This window comes from Sphingobacterium sp. PCS056, assembly GCF_023273895.1.
Taxonomy (GTDB): domain Bacteria; phylum Bacteroidota; class Bacteroidia; order Sphingobacteriales; family Sphingobacteriaceae; genus Sphingobacterium.
Genome location: NZ_CP096883.1, coordinates 1,775,997 through 1,800,162, shown reverse-complemented (window position 1 = coordinate 1,800,162; position 24,166 = coordinate 1,775,997). Strand labels below are relative to the sequence as shown.

The window sequence follows — 24,166 nt, the reverse complement described above, 5'->3', positions numbered from 1 at the left end:
ATAGCGATTATTTCTTGAAAATAATCGCTATTTTCTTATACCCTAAATATGAAAAAATCGTTTTATTGTTTACTATTTGGTCTATTCATTTATGCCCAACTGGGCTATTCCCAAAGAATAAATGAGTTAAAAGACCCTAAAGCTCCTCAAACAACTGAAAAGTGGAACAATTTAAAAGAGAAAAGTAATTTCGCTTTTAGCACAGCTAATTACAGTTATTCTAAAACAAACCCGCCTACGGTTGAAACATGGAGTAAATCATGGAATACAAAAGCTTGGAAGGGCGAAAAAGTGCATACACAACTGGTTTTTTGGAGCAACCAAAATCATGATAAAATTGAAGTGAGTTCTTCACCATTAAGAAATAATGAAGCGCAAGAAATCGGAACAAAAGATATTGCCATTGGATATATTTCATATGTGATGACAGATTTAGCAGGAGATCTAAAAAATGGTTGTGGTATTAGCCAGGTATTAGATTCGGCTTTAGTTGCAGACCGTATTACCAATCAATCAACTTTTGAATATGATAAAAATACAACCAGACCCCTCTGGTTAAGTATCCAAGTTCCTCGTGACGCAGCGGCGGGAATCTATAAAGGTTCAATTACACTAAAAGGTACAAATTATAATACAACCATTCCCTACACAGTAGAAGTATTGACACATGTACTTCCAGAAGCAAAAAATTGGGCGTATCACTTAGATCTTTGGCAAAACCCTTACTCTATTGCGAGACAACATAAAGTCGAGCTATGGTCTTCAGCACACTTCAATGCCATGAAACCATATTATGAAAGGTTACGGGACGCTGGCCAAAAAAACATCACTGCAAGTATCATCAATGACCCTTGGAACGGACAAACTTATGATAAATACCAAGCTATGATCAAATGGACAAAAAAGAGGGATGGTTCTTGGTCATACGATTATAGCATTTTTGATAAATGGGTAAGTTTCATGCGTGAAATTGGTATTTCAGAATATATCAATTGTTATAGTATGATTCCATGGAATATGAATTTTCAATATTTTGATGAAACATCGGGTAATTACCAAATTCTCAAAGTTAAAACAGATGATCCAAAATATAGAGAACACTGGTTACCCTTATTAAAAGATTTTGCAAGGCACCTAAAACAAAAAGGATATTTTGAATGGACTACAATCGCAATGGATGAAAGACCACTTGAAGATATGAAACGCGCAATAGCAATCATTAAAGAAGCTGATCCACAGTTCAAATCATCCCTTGCAGGTGCATATCATCCAGAGATTTCAGATAATTTTGCAGATTATAGTATCACCTTAGGAGAAGATATGGCTCCAGAAGTTTTAAAAGCACGTAAAGACAAAGGATACAAAACAACTGTCTATACTTGTTGTTCTGAAATTTTCCCAAATACATTTACCAATTCTGGTTATCAAGAAGCAACTTGGTTAGCTTGGCACAGTGTGCAAAGGGGTTTTGATGGCTACTTAAGATGGGCATTTGACTGTTGGAATACAAATCCGAATCAAGACACTCGTTATGGAACCTGGTTAGGTGGCGACACTTATTTTGTATATCCGAACAACATGACATCTATTCGTTTTGAAAAGTTAATTGAAGGTATTCAAGATGCTGAAAAAATAAGAATTTTAAGAGATCAATTAACCCCTGCTCAATTAGAAAAATTAAATAAAGCAATTGCAGGATTTACGAATAAAAATATTATTCAAAACGCAATTCCGAAGCAAATTAAAGAAGCTAAAGCAATATTAAACAGCTTATAGAACGATGAAACAAAGACCGATAAAATCATTTTAACGGTCTTTGTTTTTTAAAATCAAAAATTCTTTATTCTGATTATTTACCAGTATTTTAGTGAAAATTAAACATTTTCAGAATGAAAAAATCTATTTTAACACTGTGTGCAGCAACTTTACTTACATTTAGTCTATCTTCGACTTCTTTTGCTCAAGTAAAACTACCACAAGCTAGTAGCACTACTTCCATCACACAAGGATTAGGAATTAAAAATCTATCACTTTCTTATCAAAGACCAAATATTAATGGACGTGTTATATTCGGTGGTTTAGTTCCTTATAATGAAGTTTGGAGGACTGGAGCAAACAACATTCCTGTTATTAAATTCGAAGAAGAAGTTACAATAGAAGGAAATAAAGTTCCTGCTGGTACATATGGTATCTTAACCATTCCTACTCAAGGAGAATGGACGATCATCCTCACTAAAAATAGTAATCAATGGGGAGCTTATACATACGATAAAAAAGACGATTTGCTCCGTTTTAATGTTAAGTCTACAAAACTTTCCAACAAAGTAGAAACATTTACCATGCAGTTTGAGAATGTAACGACTAATGCCGCGACATTATCATTAGCTTGGGAAAATACATATACCAAGTTTACGATAAAAGTAGATCAAACTAAAGAAATCTTAGCAAACATTGATGAAGCGATGAAAGGGGATAAAAAACCTTATCTACAAGCCGCACAATTTTATCTAACTAACAATCTTGATCTCAATAAAGCATTGGTGTGGGCTAATGAAGCTGAAAAGGGAAATCCTGAAGCTCCTTACATTCGTTATTGGAAGGCAAAGATCCAGTTAAAAGCTGGTGATAAAAAAGGTGCTATTGCTACTGCAAAAAAAGGACTAGAAATTGCTCAAAAAGAAAACAACACAGAATACGTTAAATTAAATACACAGGTTATTCAAGAAGCCAGTAAATAGGATTAAGTTATAAATGCCTTTTTTTTGGAAAAAGGGCATTTATAATTCTTCTTTAAGTAATTCGGCCAATTCCTCATGCGTAATATTCATATTGACATTACCATCTTTAGCAAATGATATTTCACCTGTTTCCTCCGATACAATAACAGCAACAGCATCCGAAACCTCTGTTACTCCAATAGCAGCGCGATGGCGCAAGCCAAACTGCAAAGGTAGATCTTCGCTATCTGATAAAGGTAAAATACAAGAAGCTGACATAATTTTAAAATCTACTACAACAACAGCTCCATCATGTAAAGGGCTATTTTTATTAAAAATACTTTCTATTAAACGCTTAGAGATATGTGCATCAATATATTCACCACTGCTTTGGTAATATTCCTCATCAAAGTATTTAGAAAAGACTAATAAAGCACCTGTACGAGACTTCGACATACTACGACAAGATTCAATAATAGGTTTAAGATGTTCAGAATTATCTTTCGCAACAGTGCGTTTACTTACCAAAAATGACCATAAAATTTTCTTTCGTTTCATCGAGATATTCTTTCCGATATGCAATAAGAATCGCCGGATTTCTTGTTGAAAGACCACAATCAAAGCGATTGATCCCACAGAAATAAATCCACCAAATATCTCGGTCAACAAACGCATGTGCATTTGCTTAACAATAATATAGATACCGTAAAATAAAGCAACACCAATTAAAATGTTAACAGCGATGGTGCCACGGATTAAACTATACACATAGTAAATAATAATCGCTACTAAAATAATATCAATGACATCCAATAAACGGAAACCTCTAAACAGACTATAATCAAATCCTTCCATATTGATGCAAGTTAAAAAAAATCAAATAAAGAATATGCTCTTTATCAAGCAAATTAGTGTTAATATAAGCATGCATTCAAATAGTTTTGTATTTTTACTTAAAAGATTGGAATAAACATGACCGCACTATCTGTAAACATCAATAAAATAGCTACTCTCCGTAATTCACGGGGAGGAAACAACCCAAATGTATTAGCTGCAGCTTTAGCCTGCGAACGCTTTGGTGCAAATGGAATCACTGTTCATCCAAGACCGGACGAACGTCATATTCGTTATACAGATGTTTTTGATTTGAAAGCCAATATTCAAACAGAATTAAACATCGAAGGCAATTGTCAAGAACAGAAATTTATTGACCTCGTCCTAGCCAACAAACCCGCACAAGTGACATTAGTACCAGATGTAGAGGGTCAGATTACTTCAAATCATGGGTGGGATACGATTAAACATAAGGCTTATTTAAGTGATATGTGTAAACTTTTTAAAGATCAGGGCATTCGAGTATCCATATTTGTTGACCCAGATGAAGATATGGTAGAGGCTGCTGCTGAAACAGGTACAGATCGAATTGAACTATATACCGAATCGTACGCACAAGCATTTTTAGAAGAAAGAGATGAAGCCATTAGACCTTATTTTCATGCAGCTTTAAAAGCTAGAGAAGTAGGATTAGGAATTAACGCCGGACACGATCTTGATTTAAACAATTTAACCTATTTTAATCAGCATATTCCAGGATTACTAGAAGTTAGCATTGGGCATGCACTTGTCGCAGACGCACTTTACCTTGGATTGGAGGAAACTATAAAAAGATACCTAAATGCATTGAAATAAAAAAGAAAGGGCTTTACACAGTGTAAAGCCCTTTCTTTTTTATGATGCTATGTTATTCTATTCCTTTGAATATCCTATTCCATCTTATTTTAGATAATCCAGAACCTAATTCATCAAGACTCAACCAAGTAAATAATGCTTTACCGACTATATGATCCTCTGGAACAAAACCCCATCCACGTGAATCTAATGAATTGTGTCTATTGTCACCCATCATCCAATAATAATTCATTTTAAAGGTATATGAATTAGCTTTAACCCCATTGATATAAATCCCATCGGTCTTATTCTCTAACTTATTTCCTTCATATACAGTAATTGCACGCTCATAAAGTGGCATGGTTGCACTATCTAATTGTACTGTCCAGCCTTTGCTAGGAATTTTAATTGGGCCAAAGTTATCAAAGTTCCAGTTCAGAGCAGATACATGTGGAAATGTTCCATCTTCATTCTCACCAGCTTTACGAATATTTGGTACCACTTCTTTGACATTCATCCAGCCTTTAACCATTGCAGCTTCATCTGCTGTCATAAAAACCTGATAAATATTAGGTTGACCGGTGTCTACTGTTTCTAATCGTTTATCTCTCATGACGCGCATATCTAATCCCGTTTGATCTGTTACCACGATATAGTCCAATTGTCCCTCTGGAGGATTAAAGCCAGGTTTACCATTCACATATAATACCGCATTTGACATGGAAACTTCATCACCTGGCATACCTACACAACGCTTGATATAATTCTCACGTTTATCAACAGGTCTGTTATAAGGAGCATCTGCTTCCATAGGATAATTAAATACAACAACATCATTTCTTTTGATGTCCTGAAATCCAGGCAAACGTTTATAAGGTAGTTCGATTAATTCAGAATAAGCTTTTCCACCTGTCAATGGCATCGTATGGTGCGCAAAAGGAAATGCCAATGGCGTCATCGGGACACGTGGCCCATAGTTTAGCTTACTGACAAACAAAAAGTCACCAACTAGCAACGTACGTTCCATTGAACCTGTTGGAATCATATAAGCTTCAATCAAGAAACCACGAATCAAAGAAGCGGCTACAGTTGCAAAAACAATTGCATCAGCCCATTCTCGAGCCATTGATTTTTTATAAAAATATTTCTTTTTAAACTCTTCAGAATTAGGATTTCCTAAGTACTTGACTAAAGGATCATTAGCCCATATGGGCAATACGATAAATGGAACTAAAACAGCCGCAGCATTTTCCCAAAATCGTCTTTTCCCAAATGCCTTTATCAAATCTAGGTATAGACCATAAAATATAAAGATATTTACAATCGGTACTAGTAATAAGATTACTATCCATTTTGCACGACCAGTCAATTGAGCCATTACATACTCACGATAAAATGGAACTAGTGCTTCCCACCCCTGTCTGCCTGCTTTAACAAATAATTTCCAAAGCCCATAATGGGCTACAACTGTTAAGACGGCAAAAATAATATACCACATAAGTTTCTCTAAGTTTTATTTTTTAATAACGTAATATTTCAATTAGTATCATACCTATTAGGTTCGTTACAGAACCACGTAATTTTAACGTTAAAAAGCGAATTGCATTACCTATTAAAATCAAACATTTCTGTTACTTGATAGAATCCTTGTTTTCCAAATAACCATTCAGCGGCAATCACAGAACCTAAAGCAAAACCATCGCGATTATGTGCCATATGTTTAAATTCGATCTGATCAACTTCCGAACTATACACAACCGTATGTGTTCCTGGTACCTCTTCAATCCGGTGACTTTCTATCAATAATTCGTTTGCTTTAGGGATGATCTCCTCTTCGCCATCGCCTACTAAAGAATTGACCCAAGCTGTTTTAACATCACTATTATTCAAAATTCCTTCAGCTATTGTAATAGCAGTTCCGCTTGGAGCATCTAATTTATGGATATGATGAATTTCTTCTACTTGCACATCGTATGCTTTATAAGGCTGAATTGCTTTGGCTAACATTTTATTGATGTGAAAAAAAATATTTACACCAATCGAAAAATTAGATCCATATAAAATCGAACCATCAACAGATAGACATCTCTCTTTAATCGCATCAAGATGTTCATACCAGCCAGTTGTTCCCATCACGATAGGAAGATTAGCTTCTAAACACAACTCCATATTCGATAATGCAGCCTGAGGTACACCAAAGTCAATCGCAACGTCCGCGCCTACTAAATTAGCCACCGTAATTAGGTTACGATTTTCACTATTGACAATCAAATGAATCTCATGCCCTCTCTTCTGAGCAAATTTCTCAATAATTTGGCCCATTTTGCCGTAGCCGAATAATACAATTTTCATATCTTTTTCAGATCATATTTAATAAAGAAGACCAAATTAGTATGTTGCAGTCATGCTTGAATACAAATTTAAGTTATATATTTTTATTTTATTTTCATGGATAATTTCAATCCAATATTTGGAACAGCATTATAAGCAAAATTTGTCGAGGGTCCCTGTAAAACTGTAGGCCTAATTGTAAATGTTAACTTTTCAGAGTTAATGCTCCAACGATTTTTAATCATGGAATCTACATAAGCTTCAGCAACATTTAATCCGTATAAACCCACGGTCAAAAGCACCATGAGGTCACGATTACGGCGAGCATAATCCTTTGCACTGATAAGACCTTGGGTTTGAGCTCCTGCATATGCGGGATTATTTACCGCATTATTATTTTTATAACGGTAATCTAGTTCTGCAATAAGTTCTTTATAGTAACGATTATTAAAATCAAATACAAGCGCTGTAGATACAAATCCTCCGTAGATGATTGGTATTTTAATCCACCACAGACCTTTGTTTGTATACTGTCCCCATCCAGGAAGGATCAAAGATCGTTTCCAAGCTGTCGCAGTTTTTGCTTCAATAGCAAGACGTGTAGAATCCTTAAAAATTTTTGGAGTTTTTGCTTCTTCTTCGGCTCTTTCTCTCCGCTTTCTTTCTCTACGGCTTTCTTTTTTTATTGTATCCTGTACGGCTGAAACCTTTTTAGTTGAATCTGATACAGCAATAGTTTTTAAAGCCACTTTTCCTTTAGAATCAACTTTCTGTGCTTGTGCCACAAAAAATATAAAAATTGAAAACAATAAACTGATCGCTCTATACATCTTACCAGTCTAATAATTCCAAAATACGACTCAGATCATCTTCGGATTCAAAAGGAATTTCAATTGCTCCCTTTCCTTTTGCACTCTTCAGATTTAACTTGACCCGAGATGAAAACTTAGATGCCAAATCATCTTCAATTTTTTGAAATTGAAAAGATTTAGGTGCATTTTTATCCTTTTGTGTTTTCTTTTTATTTCCGTTTTGAATCTCGCGAACAAGTTCTTCTGCCTTACGTACAGACAGCCCTAAATCAACAATTAATTTGAAAATATACAATTGTTTATCAACCTCTGCAACATTAATAAGTGCACGAGCGTGTCCCATTGTCAATTCTCCGTCGCGGATAGCCGCTTGAATGACTGGCGGTAATTTTAATAGGCGCAGATAGTTAGTTACAGTAGAGCGGTTTTTACTTACCCGTTCCCCCAATTCCTCTTGTTTCAAATTACACTCTTCGATCATACGTTGAAAACTCAAAGCCACCTCGATAGCGTTCAGATTTTCACGTTGAATATTTTCGATCAAAGCCATTTCCAACATTTGTTGGTCATTAGCTGTCCGGATATAAGCAGGAATTTCAGTGATACCTGCCAATTTTGAAGCCCTGTAACGACGCTCTCCCGAAATTAACTGATAACTATTTTCACCGATTTTCCGAACAGTAATGGGTTGAATCAAACCTTGCAGTAGGATCGATTCAGAAAGTTCTTGCAATGCTTGGGGGTCAAAATCAGTACGGGGCTGAAATGGGTTCATTTCAATAGTATCCACATTTACCGTACTAATATTCCCAGATTCTTTTGATTTTTTTGGAGCCTCTATTCGAGATATTTCCGCATCTGAATTCCGTTCAGGCAGATCGGTACTATCATTTAATAAGGCACCTAATCCTCTTCCTAGACCTGTTTTTCGCTGTTGTGCTGCCATATTATAGTGTAACTGTTGAATCTAATTCTTTTAGATGTCCGTTCTTATGTAAAATTTCTCTAGCCAAATTTAAATAGTTGATAGCTCCTTTGCACGATGCATCGTGCATTATAACAGAAATACCAAAACTTGGGGCTTCACTCAATCGCGTATTACGCTGAATGATTGTATCAAATACTAAATCCGTAAAGTGTGTTTTGACCTCTTCTACCACTTGGTTGGATAAACGAAGACGTACATCGTACATCGTCAGCAAAATACCTTCAATTTCCAAACTGGTATTTAAACGTGTCTGAACGATTTTAATCGTATTCAATAATTTGCCTAATCCCTCAAGTGCAAAATACTCACACTGTACTGGTATCACAACCGAATTAGATGCGGATAATGCGTTAATGGTAATCAAACCGAGAGAAGGAGAACAATCAATAATGATAAAATCATAATCATCTTTAACCTGATCTAAGATTTTTTTCATCTTATATTCACGTTCGTGCATATTGATCATTTCAATTTCAGCACCAACCAAATCAATATGAGCGGGTAATAAATCTAGGTTAGGGGTCTCTGTAGCTTGAATTGCATCGCGAGGATCCAAATCATTTACCAAACATTCATATATACTTTCCTTAATCGTTCTTGGATCAAATCCAATTCCAGAAGTAGAGTTTGCTTGCGGATCAGCGTCAACCAATAAGGTTTTATATTCTAAAACAGCTAAACTAGCCGCCAAATTGATTGATGTTGTCGTTTTACCAACACCACCCTTTTGATTTGCAATTGATATAATTTTACCCATTTCGAATGAAATTCTTTCTTTATAAAATATTATTTTGTGAATCTAAAGTCACAAAAAAGGATTATTCTGTTCATTCATAAATTCTTCCTTGTAAAAAACACTTAAATGGTGCTTATTTATTACTTTTGAAAGTATCTAAAGGAATAGATCCTCAAGATGCTAAGATACAAAAAATCAGGATATACATCCACTTTGTTCGGCGGGTTTTTATAAGTTACAACTAGACAATGATTTTAATAATTTCGGGAACGAATCGTCCCAAAAGTAAGACACTAAAAATTGCACAATACTATCAGAAGCAGTTAAAAAAAAGTGGCGAAAACTGTCAAATATTACCTTTAACAGATCTGCCTGCAGATGTTATTGTTTCTGATTTGTATGGTCAGAGAAGCGACGAATTTCAAAAGATACAACAACTTGTCTCCGATGCAGATAAATTTATTTTTATCACGCCAGAGTATAATGGAAGTATTCCTGGAGTACTTAAGATTTTTATAGATGCATGTAGTTTTCCAATTAGTTTTTATCATAAAAAAGCGGCATTAGTAGGCATTTCATCTGGGCGATACGGCAATTTGAGAGGAATAGATCACCTCACAGGGATTTGTAATTACTTACGGATGCATGTCTTACCTTTGAAAATATTTTTACCACAAATCCAAAATGAAATTAATGAGGAATACACTTTTATTCATGATGAAACAATTAGAGCCATAGATGAGCAAATTGAAGAGCTTATCCACTTTTAAAAAATAGAAGAAATTAAAATAGCCAATGCCACTCACATTGGCTATTTCATTTAACTCGAATTACATTCCAAATTTTCGTATTTTGTTTCAAAAACCAAAGCATATGAAATTAAAGTTATCATATCTCATATTATCACTTGCATTATTAACTTCTTGCAGGCAAATTCATGAAAATAACATCTTAACTTCAACAGAAGAGAAAGAAGGATGGCAATTACTCTTTAATGGAAAAGACATCAATAATTGGCACATTTACAATCAGGGAAACCAACCTTCCAAATGGATTGTAAAAGATGGGGCAATATTATGTGATCCCACAGTAAAAACGGGAATATTTGGAGACTTAGTTACCAATGAAACCTATGAAAATTTTGATTTAAAATTTGAATGGAAAGTTGCTAAAGGAGGAAATAGCGGTGTGTTTATCGATGTGCAAGAAGATCCAAAATATGATGCGACATTTGTGACAGGTCTTGAAATGCAACTTTTGGATAATGCCAATTCCGAACCACGTCATCAAGTAGATTCTACACATTGGGCAGGATCTCTTTACTCTGTAAAGGTTATTGGAACAAATTCGAAACCTAACCCTTTCAATGAATGGAATGCATCACGAATCATCCAAGATAAAGGCAAAGTTAGTTTTTGGCTAAATGGCAAATTGACATTCGAAGACAGCACCAATACACAAGCATGGATAGATATGGTCGCCAATACCAATATGAAAAACTATCCTGACTTTGGTACATTTCAAAAAGGAAAAATTGCGTTGCAAAACCATACAGATGAAGTTTCTTTCCGCAATATCAAAATAAAAGTATTGTAAATAGAAAGAGCAGGATTTTTCCTGCTCTTTCTAATTCCTTCACAATTAGTATCCAAATAACTCTTCTAAAGTTAATTTCTTAACTTCTCCGAGCTTTTGCAGATCTTCCATTTTCATATTTTCGTCTTTTGCGACAATACAGTAAACGTATGGTCTACGACTCATTTCTTTATTGTGAAAAGTTTTTAAATCTGCAAAAGTTAATTGAGGCGCTTGCTCATATATATCTTTACGAATATCTGAGACAAGTCCTAATCGTTGAGCATTTAAATAATTTGATAAAATATTTGCATTTGTAATGCGATCACTTGCCAACGATTTAACTAAACTTACTTTAGCAATTTCCAAGGCTTTCGGAGCATCAGGTAAATCATTTAACAATTCATTCATTCCTACAACGGCTTCATTAAATTTATCTGCTTGTGTACCCACGTAAGCACCAACAGAATAATGATTTTCTTTCTTTGCAGGAGAAGCAAAATTGGCATAAGTAGAATAAGCTAGTGCTTTAGATTCTCTAATTGTCTGAAAGACGATACTTCCCATGCCACCACCAAAATACATATTAAATAAAGCTACAGTAGGACTGTATTTCGAATTATACAATTCTGAATTTCTAAACCAGAACACTTCCGCTTGTTTCATGTCAAAATTAGCAAATAACACTTGATTTTTAGGGGTAGGCAACTCTGCAAAATTATTCGCTTTCTGAACCTTAGTAAAATTGGTATTTGTATTTAAAGGCTTCAATACGGCAACAAGCTCACTCGTTGTTTTAGGGCCGTAATACAAAATCTGATGTTTCATATTCGCCAGCTCATGTAAAATACCAACTAAATCGGATGCTTTAATTGAATTTAGCTCCTCATCCGTAAGCACATTATTAAAAGGATTTTTAGAACCATATTTTGCATACGATTTTAGTCCTTCCATAATTAAAGCCTTATTCTCTTTTGCATTTGTCCTTGATTTTTTCAAACGCCCGATATAAGCTTTTAGGGCTTCCTCATCACCTACACTATTCTTCAGTAAATCTTGGATTAATGCGACTGTTTGTTCAAAATTTTCATTTAATCCTGAAATATTAATCCGCGTTTCTTCATTTCCAGAAGTCACCGAGAAATCAGATGCCAACTTATAAAATGCTTTACTAAAATCTTCACTTGATTTGTTTTTAGTTCCCAAAAACTCTAGATAATCTGCCGCAATAGCCAATAACTTATTATTCCATTTTCCAATATCATAGCGATAGGTCAAACTAAATAAAGCGTTATCCTTATTTTGAACAGCAATCACATCAACACCTTTTAAGGAACCCTTTTGGATATCTTTGGCATAATCTAACCAAACTGGTGAAATTTTACTTTCTGGCATTTTTGCAATAGATTTGAGAAAAGCAGACTGGTCATCACGGTTTACAACTACAGGCGTAATCGGTGGTTTCTCCACTCTTACAACATTATCATCAACACCCTTACGCTTATAGACTACCACATAATTATTATCATTCAGATATTTAGATGCAAAATCCATGATATCTTTTTTGGTAATTTTAGTTAAGTTATCCGAATAACTCAATTCTGTAGTCCAATCTGCACCAGAAGTAAAAGCATCCATCAATTCCTCAGCACGATTACTATAGCTTTCATTTCTTGAAATCTCCGATTTCTTTTCGTTGTTTACAATTGAAGTAATCAAATCATCAGAAAAATCTCCTTTGCGAAGTTTCTCAAGTTCTGCTAAAATCAAAGATTTGACATCATCTAAGGATTGCCCTTGGCTAGGATTTGCTTGCATAATCAACATTGAATAATCTTTCAGAACATAAGGGAATGCACCTGCACCCAATAATTTTTGAGATTTCACCAGATCCAGATCGATTAGGCCTGCGGAACCATTTGTCAACATATTTCCAAGCAGATTCAACATTTGTGCATCTTTAGTAGATGCTCCAGGAAAGCGAAATCCTAAAAACAAGAATTCAGACTCGGGGCCTTTAACTTCTCTAACTATAGGCTGCTTAATATCCTGTTCAGGGTCAAATTTATAAACTGGAATTTCCTTTGGTTGCATATAACTGAATGCTTGATCAATTTTCTTCACAACCTCATTTGGATCGAAATCACCGGACATAATTACCCCCATGTTGTTCGGAACATAGTAAGTATGAAAATATTCACGTATTGCTTTTAATGAAGGATTTTTTAAATGTTCTACCGTGCCGATAGTTGTTTGTTTTCCATAATTGTTATTAGGAAACATCGCTTCAAACATAGCCTCAACAGATTTACGTCCATCATTATCGAGCCCCCTATTTTTCTCTTCGTAAACAGCCTCTAGTTCTGTATGAAACAATCTTAATATGGGATTACGAAAACGTTCGGCTTGTACAGCAAGAAATTTATCGATGACATTGTTTGGAATATCCTCAGTATAAACGGTCTGTTCAAAAGAAGTGAAGGCATTGGTTCCCTCGGCACCCATTTCACTCATCAGCTTATCGTATTCATTTGCGATTGCATATTTAGCAGCCTCACCAGATACCTGATCGATTTGTTTATAGATTTCTTTACGTTTAGATTCGTCTTTTGTTGAATTGTATTGTTCATACAACCCATCAATCTGATCAAGTAATGGTTTTTCCTTCGCCCAATCTTTAGACCCAAATTTATCAGTCCCCTTGAAAAGCATATGTTCAAGATAATGCGCTAAACCCGTGTGATCTGCTGGATCTGTTTTACTACCAGCTTTAGTAGCAATATATGCCTGAATACGAGGAACCTTTTTTGAAGGGCTCAAAATCACTGTTAAACCGTTTTTCAATGTATAAAAACGAGAATTTGTAGGGTCGTTAGTTACGTAACGATACGTATAGCCTTCTTCACGTGCCTCTTTCCAATCATACTTTTTCAACTGTGCAAAAGTTGTTACGCTAGATAAGAACACAAAAGCTATTACCGAAATAAATTTTAAATTCATTTATAATAAGTTTATAAAATACAATCAAATATATAAATGTTTCAAGGATAATTCGCAGTCTTCCCGCATCTTTAAAATCATAATCTTTTGGATGAGTTGAAGTTATTTTTTCCCAAGATCAATTAAAAACAGCTATGTGATACGGAATATAAAGTATATAGGAAATAGATAAAAATAGACTTAAACAAAAAAAGCATCGATAAAATCGATGCTTTAAAGTGGAGAATACTGGGTTCGAACCAGTGACCCTCTGCTTGTAAGGCAGATGCTCTGAACCAGCTGAGCTAATTCTCCTTTTCAGTATTTTAAAACACCTCTGTTTTTTGTGGAGAATACTGGGTTCGAACCAGTGACCCTCTGCTTGTAAGGCAGATGCTCTGAACCAGCTGAGCTAATTCTCCTTTTCAGTATTTTAAAACACCTCTGTTTTTTTTGTGGAGAATACTGGGTTCGAACCAGTGACCCTCTGCTTGTAAGGCAGATGCTCTGAACCAGCTGAGCTAATTCTCCTTTTTAGTTATCGATACTTAATATCTTTCCCTAATTGCGTATGCAAATGTACAGCAAAATTTCGACTCTCAAAATTATTTCAAAAGTTTTTTACGCTTAAAAACGCAATCCACTAGAAGCCACCCACATAATTTTCAATATTTTTAATCATAGAATTTCCAAGAAACTCCAAATCGAATATTAGCGTCATTCATCGGATAACGACGAACAGTATAATAACCTTTTGGCAGTCCCAAATATTGATTTACAAAATTACAACTAATGAATAATGTGACGCGTTGAATGTTTGCAGTAGCCCAAGCGTCAAATATCGGATAAGTAGAAAATTTAATTCCAGCATTATCATTATAAAACTGACTGGCATTTATCGAATAAGATGGTGTTGTAAATGGGGAATTAAAACGTGCATCAACACCGATATTAAAATCAACAACTTTATAAAGGACATTACTATAATACAAACTGTGCCATGTATATATTTCTGGTGTGGCAAGAACCGTCTGCTGATCCGTTTTTTGATAGACAATCAGATTGTCCAGTGTAAATCTTCTAAACTTAAACTTTTGTCCAACAGATATTTTCAAAAGATTAGCAGAGCTCAGTTGTGCAGGTTCGATTATTTTTGATAAGCGCGCATCATTTTGTGGATTATCTATCTCTCTAAAATAAAGATAGTTGTCCATCAAAAAGTATTCAACTTTACCGTTAAAACCAATTTTTGGATTACTATAATGGAAGGCTAAATTCTGGGTCTTGGTTTTGTCAAGATCCAGATCCCATTGATGGTACGTATAATTCATCCGATTAAATACCATCTCTGGAGACTTATTTTGAGAATAGGCTGAGACCGTTATTTTACCCACATTAGAGCTTAACAAAAAATCTGCTTTTGCCTCATATAGATAATCTCCAAAATTGTGTCCCATCACGATCTGATTCACCTTACCCGTAATATTGATTCGGTCAGAAAATTTATAGCCCAGCTCTCCTTTCAACATTCCATTTTGATAGAATCGGTTATTAATTCCGCTATCTGTATACCAGTACATATCATGTTGAAATCCTACATTCAATTTCGCTTCATTTTTAAAAATAGATTTCCCCCGTAAATAAAAACTATATTCAAATTCATTTGAAATCGAAGTAATCTCTGTTGTATCCTTGCTCAATTGAGAAGGCCCATATGGGAAAGCACCATTAGCATCAGTCTCGTTCTTAAAAAAGTTAAATTTCTGAAGACGAATTGAGCTGTTATGAGCAATGCTATTAGTAGGATAAATTTGCATCGTAGGTTTACCGGCATCAACGGTATCAATATGCCCCAAAAACATCGATTGACGAATAAAAAATGAATTATCCTGCCATTCGTTTCGAGGTCTATTATCCCCTAATCCCTGTAAACGCACAGGATATCGGTCTGCCGATTGTTTTTCAGCATCCTTAAAAATATTATCTGCCAAAATAGAACCATTCTCCGTTGCATCTAATTTATTAAAAATTAGATTCGACAATAAATTATAGCGATGATTTTCGGATTCATACCATGCAAACAAAGCTGATTTAATATCAGAATACTTCTGATTGGTGTAATATCCATCTGCCTTTGTAGCATGAAATTCGCCACCAATATTAAGTCTTGGATTTATATTTTGTGCAAGTCGAGCACGAAATACTTGATCATTAAAGAAAAATCCAACAGAGTAAAGTTCAGAAAATCGAGCTCGGGCTCTAAAATATTGGATAGAATCTGGGCGATATAACGTCCGTTCCAAGCTATGAAAACCACTTTGAAAACCGATAGTTTTAGTAGGTTGAAATAACAAATCGCGTGTTGCAAGACCATAAGAACCCAAATTGATACTCGGATTCCAAGGCAAATTCTGTTTATTATAATACTGAAAATTACGGTGCGAAGTATCGATTTGAACAGTATAAGTGCCTTTCTTCATCATATCCAATGTGGTATAACGAATATATTTAGCAGACAAAATCACAGAATCTTTTTTCGAATCCTCTTTTGCCCTAGCAGAGTCTATAGCACTACTCCATTCATCATTACTTTGTGCATGAACTTGATTTATAAAACCAATAATACAACAAAAAATCGCTAATAAGCGCAAGGTCACCTTCATTTATATTTGAACTAGCATTGTTGAAAACTATTGCAAAGCTATTAATTCTTTCAAAATTAACGTCATCTTTGGTTCAGCTTTTGCTGCGACATCTACGATATCTTGCAAAGAAACAGGTGTCAAATCTTCATGAAAACCTTCATCAGTAATCACAGAGATCGCAAACACAGGCAAATTCATATGATTTGCAACAATAACTTCTGGCACCGTACTCATACCAACAATATCACCGCCGATAATGCTCATGTAACGATACTCTGCTTTAGTCTCTAAATTTGGACCTGGTGCGGCTACGTAAACTACCTGATGTGCACGAATCCCCTTCTCTTTGGCAATCTCCAATCCAAGCTTGATCATCTCCCGATTATAGGGTTGACTCATGTCTGGAAAACGAGGTCCAAACGCTGCTAAATTAGAACCACGTAAAGGATTATCAGGTAAAAGATTAATATGATCAGAGATAATTCCCAGATCACCCTTAAGAATAGCAGGATTTAAAGACCCTGAGGCATTTGAAACAAACAATTTCTGAATACCTAATACTTTCATGACACGGATCGGAAAAGTAATTTCGTTCATATTATATCCCTCATAATAATGTAGCCTCCCCTGCATCGCTATAACTTTACGACCATTAAGAGTGCCAAATATCAATTTACCAGAATGAAATTCTACTGTAGAGATTGGAAAGTTGGGGATATTGGAATACATTAAAGAAAACTGCACTTCGATCTCATCGACCAATTTACCTAAGCCAGTACCTAGTATTATTCCAAATTCAGGCTGAAAATCGCCTATTTTTTTGCGGATAAATCCTGCTGTTTCTTCTATCAATTGATACATACGTACAAAAAAACTAATTTAATCAAACTTAACTTAATTTTTTTGCACGTACAAATCACTTAACTTTTTTTAATTATGTGAAAGCTCTTGAACAGAGGCTTTACCTGGAGAGGTAAGGATCAACAATAAAAAGGTAATAAATCCATTAATGATAATTAAATCCAACCCAATAACATATGGTGTATAAACCTCAATAACATAAGTCTTCAAAATATATAAAATAACAGGAGATATCACACAGATAAAGGGTACAAGTTTGTCTTTAACAGCATATTTGGTAGCGATACCTACAACAAATAGTCCCAATAATGGTCCATAAGTATAGCTTGCGGCAGTAAAGATGGCATTTACAACAGAATCATCATTAATCAATTTAAAAACTAAGATCACCAACAGCATTACAATTGAAAAACCAAAATGGACATAATTTCGTTGTTTTACCAATAACGGGTCATTTGGATTCTCTTTTTTATTAAAATTCAAAAAATCTATACAATAAGAAGTCGTCAAGGCAGTCAGAGCTGAATCTGTAGTAGCGAAAGTAGCCGCTGTCAATCCCATCATAAATATAATTGCAGGAAGAAGTGCTAAATGATTTAAAGCAATTTCTGGATATAGATAATCACGAGTCGCCAACTGACTTATATTAATACCATTTTTCTCCGCATAGATATATAACAATGCTCCAACAGCCAAAAAGAAGATATTAATCACGACAAATACACTTGTAAAGGTAATCATATTCTTTTGGGCCTCTTTGATCGTTCCCATCGAAAGATTTTTTTGCATTAGATCCTGATCTAACCCAGTCATAGCAATTGTTACAAAAATACCTCCTAAAAATTGTTTCCAGAAATTAGCTTTGCTTCCAACAAAATCATCCCAAAAGAATATTTTAGAATAGCTACTTTCCTTCACGGCCTCAAAGGTGTCCACAATTCCAAAATTCAAACCCTTTGCCATAAAGTAGATGGATAAAATAACAGCTGTTATCAAAAACGTTGTCTGCAGTGTATCGGTTACGATAATAGTTTTCAAACCTCCCTTATTCGTATATAACCAAATCAGTAATAAACAAATAACAACTGTAACAACAAAAGGTATATTCCAAGCATCAAATATAAAATGTTGCAATACAATAGCAACTAAATAAAGGCGAAATGCAGAACCAATTGTTCTGGAAATAAGAAAAATAGCAGCACCGGTCTTATAAGTTGTATGTCCAAATCGCTCTTCTAAATAGGTATAGATAGAAGTAAGATTCATTCTATAATATAAAGGAAGTAATACATAAGCGATGATAACAAATCCTACCGCATTTCCCAATACAAATTGAAAGTAGCTAAATTCTGAAGCTCCAACTGCTCCAGGGACAGAAATAAAAGTCACCCCAGATAACGCGGTACCGATCATTCCAAAAGCAACCATGTACCATTTTGAATTACGATTTGCGACAAAGAATGTGGAGTTATCCGAAGACCCCTTTGATGTAAAATGCGCTACAGCAAGTAAAACAGCAAAGTAGATAACCAAAAAGGACAATAAAATTATTGGTGACATAAGTTTGTTTTATAATAGGTGATTGATGTTTAATGTGTTTCTTGGTACGCTTCTATCGCTTGACGTACATGACCAAATTTTTCCAACAATTCGGTCGCTTCTGCTTCAGTAGCATCCGTTTCATCCATAATAATACGTACTCCGCGCGCGACAAGTTTATGATTTGACAGTTGCATATCCACCATTTTATTTCCTTGTACACGACCCAATCGAATCATAATTGAGGTACTCAACATGTTCAATACTAATTTTTGAGCAGTACCAGCTTTCATACGAGTGGAGCCTGTCACAAATTCAGGTCCTACTACAACCTCTACTGGTAATTGTGCTTCTTTTGCGATAGGAGAGCCACCATTACATACGATACAACCTGTTGCTAATCCCGCTGCATTAGCAGCCTTTAAACCACCTATTACATATGGAGTCGTTCCCGAAGCAGCAATACCAATCACCACATCTGTCTCATTAATACTATATTCAGCTAAATCTTTCCACGCTTGCTCCGTATCGTCCTCGGCAAACTCTACAGCTTTACGAATAGCCGTATCTCCTCCTGCAATCATTCCGATAATCCAATCAAAAGGAACCCCATATGTCGGTGGACATTCAGAAGCATCTAAAATACCTAATCGTCCACTTGTACCAGCCCCAATATAAAAAACGCGACCCCCGTTTTTCATCTTAGTAACACACTCATTCACTAAAGCCTCAATCTGAGGAATAGCTTTCTCAACAGCCATTGGGACGGTCTTATCTTCGTTATTAATATTCGTTAACAACTCCAAAACAGTCATTTTTTCTAAATCCTGGTAGTGCGATTCTTTTTCGGTTGTATTTATCATCCTATCTTCTATATTGTCCTTTATTCTATTGTACTAACTCACGAATATCTACAAATTGATATCCTTCTTTCTTTAACTGATCTACTATTTTTCCCAAGCGATCATAAAATTTATCTTTCCGACGTACATCTGTACCCATATGTACAAGCACGATAAATCCATTTAAACCATTAGGCTGTTTACTCTCTTTCCATATTCCCATTTCGATATCATCAGAAGATAAATATCGTTTTCCCATTTCTGGATAACTATAATCTGCCGCTGTTCGCAATCCTGGTGTATAATTAATGGGAATATACCCCATCTCCTTACTCCAAGTCACAATCTCTTTATTATACCATTCATACGATGGAATAAAATATTTATTATCACTTCGAAAACCCAATTTATCAAGTTCTCTAAAATTCATCTCCAAATCGTGCATGAATGAATCTTTTGTTACTAATAATCCATTTCTATTACTCCAATCACTAAACAACAGATGTTTATCAGAATGTGCAGAAAGATAATGTTTATTCTTTTTAATCTCATCTATAACAGAATGAAATTTTGGTGTCCTCAAAAAATCTCCTGTTAAAAAAAATGATCCTTTTATAGACTTTTGCTTTAATATCTTCAGTACTTTCAATCCTCCCTCAGCCAAATCGTGTCCCGTAAAAACAAGTGCAAGCCTTTTTTGCAGACTATCACCTCTTATGATCGCTCCATAAGAATCCAACACTACTTTTTTACCGGAGGCTCCTCCAATGCCTTTTGCTCTTGAGAAGCCAACAGATATATCAAAGAAGCGGTACCATCCATTGTAGGTTCATTCGTACTATAGTCCCCGTAATCATCATGATAAACAACTAAATCACTTTGAAAAGCTGCATACGGATCCTCATTCAACAACTTGATACCAATCAGATTACGATATGTCGAAGTCATAATAGGACCATCGACCAATCCACCATCAATTGGAAAATTCTTTAAATGGGTAAAAGCAGAATGTGGATTAACCGGTGTATCGCCCCAAGAAGGTAAGCCATAAACCATGCTAGTCCCCCAAGGATTAGTCCCAAACAGCCAATCTATATTTGACTGCGCCAATTCATCATATCTTATATCTTGTGTCAATTCTTTGTACCATAAACACTGAATAGCAAAGGATACAGTCAAATTGTTACTGCACCAAATAAAAGGTACTCCTCGATAGAAGGCATTAGTTTGAGCTCTAGCTAAGACAGCATCTATTCCAGACTTATAGTATGAGACAATCTCCTCGCGATCATTGCCTTTTAATTGTTTTCCTAATTCATAATGACCAAGATTAATGAATGGATACCACTGATAATGTGCCGCAGTATCGCTTGTCATCCAAGGCGTAATCTTTTCCTGTCGAGCATATTCCATAGACTCCTTTAAAAACTTCTTTTTGTTAGTCGCCCCATAAAACATTGCACCTGCCAACTCCATATCATCTACCCAATTATCCTCAGCATAGATATAGGGCGATTTTACCGATACCGTTTGCGTTACTCCTGGCTTTATCAATGCAAAGCTATAGGCAGTTTTTGCTTTTTTGGCCAAGATTTTTGCATATCTACGATCATCATTTTGAAACAAAGAACTACCCAGATGAAAAGCACTTGAGAATTTAGCTGCTGTAGAACTTGTTCCCGTCGTATTATTCATAAATTTACCACGTTGCTGTGGTTCGCCATCAATAAAATACACTGGTCTTTCAAATCCTCTTCCATAAAAAGGATCTTCACCAGGCATTCTCATATTGGTATGATCGCGATCATCTGCAATTTGGTTAAACATTAAATTCGGAGCAGGATGCATCTTGATCAACCAATCCAATCCCCATTTAGCCTCATCAAGCACATCAGCACGACCATTTTTTCCATCCAATCCATTTGCCTGCTTTTGGTCACCAAATACTTTTGGGAAATCCCGATAAGCAGCCAAAAGGTGATAAGTTGCATTTGCTGAGGTCGTAGAATATTGCAAATAGTCAGAAGCATCGTGCCAACCTCCACCAGCATCAATACGCGTACTATCAGCAATACCAACCTTATTTGCATGTAATACAAAACCATCGTGTGTATGACAACTATCTTGTAGATATGGATTAAACAGTGTTCTTTGTTGACGCATATAACGGAGCGCAAAATCTGCAGCCCCTTTATAAACATCTTTTCCAATCTTAAAGACAGGTGATTTCACCTCTCCAACCTTTAAATAATAAGAACCTGTATCACGGAATGCTGAAAAATCAAATCTATAGCTCTGAACAAAAGGTCCATATGAACCATAATCTTTACCAATAGTATTAGAGAACACGCGTTTTGTTGTTTTCACCTCTATCAATTCAAATTCAGTATAATTTCCTTTTACCTTTCCTCCAAATACCGCAACCTTTATACCTGTAGGTGTATAACCTAATTGGTTCACTCTAATCCATGCTTGTTTTTGCGCTTTCGCAAAGTTAAAAACAAAACATGCAAAAACAAGCATAAAAATACGCAGTAAATGTAATAAGTTTTGTGTATTTAATTTCATAATTTAGAACTTTTATAAAGTTAAAATTTTAGTTTAACAATCTTACCATCCATTGTGCTGCAAACAAGCTCATTATTATCCAAAACTAATGTTGGATTAACCATACCGTTTGAAATTTTATATTGCCAAAGCACATGACCTGACTTAGCATCTACTGCAGACAATAATCCAGAATGACTCGGTACAAAAACAATTTTATCATTAGTATTTATAGCAGAAGGAGCTAATTCATAAGGAAGTTTCAAATTAGATTTCCAGGCGACATCCATTTGATTACCTTTTGTGGAAACTCCAAGTAAATCGCCATCCATTGTTTTGACATAAACATATTTATGGTCAGCAGAAAGTCCCATGGATTCCCTAACACGAATTGTATCTTTTTTCTCTCTCCAAATAACTTGTCCATCTTCTGCATTTAATGCCGTCATATAACGATCTGGTGCCACTACAAAAATGGTATTATTCACTCCAACAGGGTAACAAGCTGCTGCAGAAAACATGCGATTAGCATGTCCATTATTCCACTCCCATTCCAAAGCACCCGACTTTGCATTTAAAGCATAAAAGCCATTTCCCCATGAACCGAAAATTAGGAGATCTTGATAGTATGTCGGAAGAGTAGAAACATATCCTTTCACCCCATTAAAATTCCATTTTTGTTTTCCCGTCAATACATCCAATGCTCTAAAAACTCCATCAGATCCACCCATATATGCTATACCCTTATAAATCAAAGGTGAGCCGAGAACAGCTTTTTCTGTTTTCACTTTCCATCTCAACATACCATTCTCTGCATCTATACCATAAATATAATGATCAGAAGAGCCTACTACTACAACACCTTTCCATGCCGCAGGTGTTGAATATACTTTACCTCCCGTTTTGAATGACCACTTCTTTTTGCCTGTTTTGCGATCCAACGCAAAAATATCACCTGAGGTATTGGCCGTAATAATGCAATCTTTATATAAGGACATTCCAGCACCAATATCACTTGCATCTTGAAACTCCCAAGCTACAGAGACTCGAGACGCATATTTATCATTAACGGTGTAACTAGGTCGCGGATATTTCTTTTTATCCAATTCAAAATGATGATTTTCTAATGTGACCACTGCCCAAGGATCCAAATAGCGTCCATCAGATGTACGTTCTTGATAAGTAGCCTTACCCTGGTCGATCGTTACAATATTATAACCACCATATTCATTCTTTGCACGGAGATTTGATCTCCCCATTATCCCGGGTATACCTTCCCAATCGTATAATTTGTTTACATGACCATGTCCGCAAAAAGCCAATTGCACATTCCTTGACTTTACTCGATCCAAAGCTTCAAACCAATTATTTAAAGAAGAATCCTGTGGATAATGATTAATGTATATCAAAGGCATCTTACTGTCGGGATTAGCATTAAAAATTGAATCCATCCAAACAAGATTTTCACGCGGAATTTGTCCTGGACTCATCCGCATATTTGGCCCTGAATTAGTCCCTAAAAACATGAAACCTTTATGTTTAAAAAAGAAAGTTTCACCTCCAAAAACACGTCGAAAAGTATTGGCCCCATTTTCAGACCAGTTGCCATCATGATTACCAGGAATTACATACCAAGGCAAAGACAAGCTATCCAATATTTGTTTAGCCAGTATCAATTCATGATCGGCACCAAATTCGGTTATATCACCTGAAAGGATAACAAAATCAATATCTTTTAAAGTATTCAGATCTTTTACTGTACGACGCAAATCTTCTTCACCTGTCGCTCCCCCAACATGTGTATCGGTGACATGAGCAAATTTGAAAGATTGTGCATTCAATATATTAAATGCAAAAATCAACATGCAAATAATACTATAGGTTCTTTTTATCATCATAGGAATTAATTCGTATTGTAAAGATAGT

19 protein-coding genes and 3 tRNA genes are annotated in these 24,166 nt (G+C 35.3%); 5 read left to right on the top strand and 17 right to left on the bottom strand.

From position 1 onward, the window contains the following. The first annotated feature begins 48 nt into the window (after positions 1-48). A complete protein-coding gene (locus tag MUB18_RS07465) occupies positions 49-1,776 on the top strand; it encodes a DUF4091 domain-containing protein (RefSeq protein WP_248755510.1) in 1,728 nt (575 codons plus the stop codon). Positions 1,777-1,889: 113 nt separating this feature from the next. Beyond that, positions 1,890-2,738, top strand: a complete 849-nt coding sequence (locus MUB18_RS07460; protein ID WP_248755509.1) for a DUF2911 domain-containing protein — start codon at positions 1,890-1,892, stop codon at positions 2,736-2,738. A 39-nt stretch (positions 2,739-2,777) separates the two neighbouring features. Here the strand turns inward: MUB18_RS07460 and cdaA are convergent, their stop codons facing one another. Beyond that, positions 2,778-3,572 carry a diadenylate cyclase CdaA gene (gene cdaA / locus MUB18_RS07455; protein WP_045755791.1) on the bottom strand — a complete coding sequence of 265 codons (795 nt, stop codon included), beginning with the start codon at positions 3,570-3,572 and terminating at the stop codon, positions 2,778-2,780. A gap of 117 nt (positions 3,573-3,689) precedes the next feature. Here cdaA and MUB18_RS07450 point away from each other — a divergent pair, with 117 nt between their 5' ends. Further along, positions 3,690-4,406: a pyridoxine 5'-phosphate synthase gene (locus tag MUB18_RS07450; RefSeq protein WP_045755792.1), complete on the top strand. Its 717-nt coding sequence runs from the start codon at positions 3,690-3,692 to the stop codon at positions 4,404-4,406. A 52-nt stretch (positions 4,407-4,458) separates the two neighbouring features. Here the strand turns inward: MUB18_RS07450 and lepB are convergent, their stop codons facing one another. The 5 genes from lepB to MUB18_RS07425 all read right to left on the bottom strand — a co-directional run bounded on the left by lepB (position 4,459) and on the right by MUB18_RS07425 (position 9,273). Next, positions 4,459-5,883 (bottom strand): signal peptidase I, encoded by a 1,425-nt coding sequence (gene lepB / locus MUB18_RS07445; protein WP_045755793.1) that lies wholly within the window; start codon positions 5,881-5,883, stop codon positions 4,459-4,461. Between the two features lie 107 nt (positions 5,884-5,990). Beyond that, entirely contained in the window at positions 5,991-6,737 is a 747-nt protein-coding gene (dapB, locus tag MUB18_RS07440; RefSeq protein WP_248755508.1) for a 4-hydroxy-tetrahydrodipicolinate reductase, read from the bottom strand. An 83-nt stretch (positions 6,738-6,820) separates the two neighbouring features. Further along, entirely contained in the window at positions 6,821-7,546 is a 726-nt protein-coding gene (locus tag MUB18_RS07435) for a DUF5683 domain-containing protein (protein ID WP_248755507.1), read from the bottom strand. A gap of 1 nt (position 7,547) precedes the next feature. Then, entirely contained in the window at positions 7,548-8,474 is a 927-nt protein-coding gene (locus MUB18_RS07430; protein ID WP_248755506.1) for a ParB/RepB/Spo0J family partition protein, read from the bottom strand. A gap of 1 nt (position 8,475) precedes the next feature. Further along, positions 8,476-9,273 carry a ParA family protein gene (locus tag MUB18_RS07425; RefSeq protein ID WP_045755797.1) on the bottom strand — a complete coding sequence of 266 codons (798 nt, stop codon included), beginning with the start codon at positions 9,271-9,273 and terminating at the stop codon, positions 8,476-8,478. A gap of 227 nt (positions 9,274-9,500) precedes the next feature. Here MUB18_RS07425 and MUB18_RS07420 point away from each other — a divergent pair, with 227 nt between their 5' ends. Both MUB18_RS07420 and MUB18_RS07415 read left to right on the top strand, forming a co-directional pair. Then, positions 9,501-10,022 carry an NADPH-dependent FMN reductase gene (locus tag MUB18_RS07420; RefSeq protein ID WP_045755798.1) on the top strand — a complete coding sequence of 174 codons (522 nt, stop codon included), beginning with the start codon at positions 9,501-9,503 and terminating at the stop codon, positions 10,020-10,022. Positions 10,023-10,125: 103 nt separating this feature from the next. Further along, a complete protein-coding gene (locus tag MUB18_RS07415) occupies positions 10,126-10,848 on the top strand; it encodes a DUF1080 domain-containing protein (protein WP_066852787.1) in 723 nt (240 codons plus the stop codon). Between the two features lie 45 nt (positions 10,849-10,893). On the opposite strand, the gene MUB18_RS07410 is transcribed toward MUB18_RS07415, so the two are convergent. The 11 genes from MUB18_RS07410 to MUB18_RS07360 all read right to left on the bottom strand — a co-directional run bounded on the left by MUB18_RS07410 (position 10,894) and on the right by MUB18_RS07360 (position 24,138). Beyond that, positions 10,894-13,827 (bottom strand): M16 family metallopeptidase, encoded by a 2,934-nt coding sequence (locus MUB18_RS07410; RefSeq protein ID WP_248755505.1) that lies wholly within the window; start codon positions 13,825-13,827, stop codon positions 10,894-10,896. A 219-nt stretch (positions 13,828-14,046) separates the two neighbouring features. Then, a tRNA-Val gene (locus MUB18_RS07405) sits at positions 14,047-14,121 on the bottom strand. Between the two features lie 32 nt (positions 14,122-14,153). Continuing rightward, positions 14,154-14,228 (bottom strand) — tRNA-Val (locus MUB18_RS07400). A 34-nt stretch (positions 14,229-14,262) separates the two neighbouring features. Then, positions 14,263-14,337: transfer RNA gene (locus tag MUB18_RS07395), tRNA-Val, on the bottom strand. A 143-nt stretch (positions 14,338-14,480) separates the two neighbouring features. Further along, entirely contained in the window at positions 14,481-16,469 is a 1,989-nt protein-coding gene (locus MUB18_RS07390) for a putative porin (protein ID WP_045753104.1), read from the bottom strand. Positions 16,470-16,496: 27 nt separating this feature from the next. Beyond that, entirely contained in the window at positions 16,497-17,312 is an 816-nt protein-coding gene (locus MUB18_RS07385) for a purine-nucleoside phosphorylase (protein ID WP_248755504.1), read from the bottom strand. A 69-nt stretch (positions 17,313-17,381) separates the two neighbouring features. Then, complete coding sequence (locus MUB18_RS07380) at positions 17,382-18,872, bottom strand: sodium:solute symporter (RefSeq protein ID WP_045753102.1); 1,491 nt, start codon at positions 18,870-18,872, stop codon at positions 17,382-17,384. 29 nt (positions 18,873-18,901) lie between these two features. Further along, positions 18,902-19,714 (bottom strand): N-acetylmuramic acid 6-phosphate etherase, encoded by an 813-nt coding sequence (murQ, locus tag MUB18_RS07375; protein WP_045753101.1) that lies wholly within the window; start codon positions 19,712-19,714, stop codon positions 18,902-18,904. A gap of 25 nt (positions 19,715-19,739) precedes the next feature. Continuing rightward, positions 19,740-20,435: a polysaccharide deacetylase family protein gene (locus MUB18_RS07370; protein ID WP_248755503.1), complete on the bottom strand. Its 696-nt coding sequence runs from the start codon at positions 20,433-20,435 to the stop codon at positions 19,740-19,742. After that, a complete protein-coding gene (locus MUB18_RS07365; RefSeq protein ID WP_248755502.1) occupies positions 20,435-22,261 on the bottom strand; it encodes a glycoside hydrolase family 9 protein in 1,827 nt (608 codons plus the stop codon). Before MUB18_RS07365 ends, MUB18_RS07370 begins: the two co-directional genes overlap by 1 nt. A 20-nt stretch (positions 22,262-22,281) precedes the next feature. Continuing rightward, positions 22,282-24,138: a PQQ-binding-like beta-propeller repeat protein gene (locus MUB18_RS07360; RefSeq protein ID WP_248755501.1), complete on the bottom strand. Its 1,857-nt coding sequence runs from the start codon at positions 24,136-24,138 to the stop codon at positions 22,282-22,284. Positions 24,139-24,166 lie beyond the last annotated feature (28 nt).

Bases quoted from the DNA above. Each gene is read 5' to 3' on its own strand.
- MUB18_RS07465 (WP_248755510.1), top strand. From the start codon at position 49: ATGAAAAAATCGTTTTATTGTTTACTATTTGGTCTATTCATTTATGCC.
- MUB18_RS07460 (WP_248755509.1), top strand. From the start codon at position 1,890: ATGAAAAAATCTATTTTAACACTGTGTGCAGCAACTTTACTTACATTT.
- cdaA (WP_045755791.1), bottom strand. From the start codon at position 3,572: ATGGAAGGATTTGATTATAGTCTGTTTAGAGGTTTCCGTTTATTGGAT.
- MUB18_RS07450 (WP_045755792.1), top strand. From the start codon at position 3,690: ATGACCGCACTATCTGTAAACATCAATAAAATAGCTACTCTCCGTAAT.
- lepB (WP_045755793.1), bottom strand. From the start codon at position 5,883: ATGTGGTATATTATTTTTGCCGTCTTAACAGTTGTAGCCCATTATGGG.
- dapB (WP_248755508.1), bottom strand. From the start codon at position 6,737: ATGAAAATTGTATTATTCGGCTACGGCAAAATGGGCCAAATTATTGAG.
- MUB18_RS07435 (WP_248755507.1), bottom strand. From the start codon at position 7,546: ATGTATAGAGCGATCAGTTTATTGTTTTCAATTTTTATATTTTTTGTG.
- MUB18_RS07430 (WP_248755506.1), bottom strand. From the start codon at position 8,474: ATGGCAGCACAACAGCGAAAAACAGGTCTAGGAAGAGGATTAGGTGCC.
- MUB18_RS07425 (WP_045755797.1), bottom strand. From the start codon at position 9,273: ATGGGTAAAATTATATCAATTGCAAATCAAAAGGGTGGTGTTGGTAAA.
- MUB18_RS07420 (WP_045755798.1), top strand. From the start codon at position 9,501: ATGATTTTAATAATTTCGGGAACGAATCGTCCCAAAAGTAAGACACTA.
- MUB18_RS07415 (WP_066852787.1), top strand. From the start codon at position 10,126: ATGAAATTAAAGTTATCATATCTCATATTATCACTTGCATTATTAACT.
- MUB18_RS07410 (WP_248755505.1), bottom strand. From the start codon at position 13,827: ATGAATTTAAAATTTATTTCGGTAATAGCTTTTGTGTTCTTATCTAGC.
- MUB18_RS07390 (WP_045753104.1), bottom strand. From the start codon at position 16,469: ATGAAGGTGACCTTGCGCTTATTAGCGATTTTTTGTTGTATTATTGGT.
- MUB18_RS07385 (WP_248755504.1), bottom strand. From the start codon at position 17,312: ATGTATCAATTGATAGAAGAAACAGCAGGATTTATCCGCAAAAAAATA.
- MUB18_RS07380 (WP_045753102.1), bottom strand. From the start codon at position 18,872: ATGTCACCAATAATTTTATTGTCCTTTTTGGTTATCTACTTTGCTGTT.
- murQ (WP_045753101.1), bottom strand. From the start codon at position 19,714: ATGATAAATACAACCGAAAAAGAATCGCACTACCAGGATTTAGAAAAA.
- MUB18_RS07365 (WP_248755502.1), bottom strand. From the start codon at position 22,261: ATGAAATTAAATACACAAAACTTATTACATTTACTGCGTATTTTTATG.
- MUB18_RS07360 (WP_248755501.1), bottom strand. From the start codon at position 24,138: ATGATGATAAAAAGAACCTATAGTATTATTTGCATGTTGATTTTTGCA.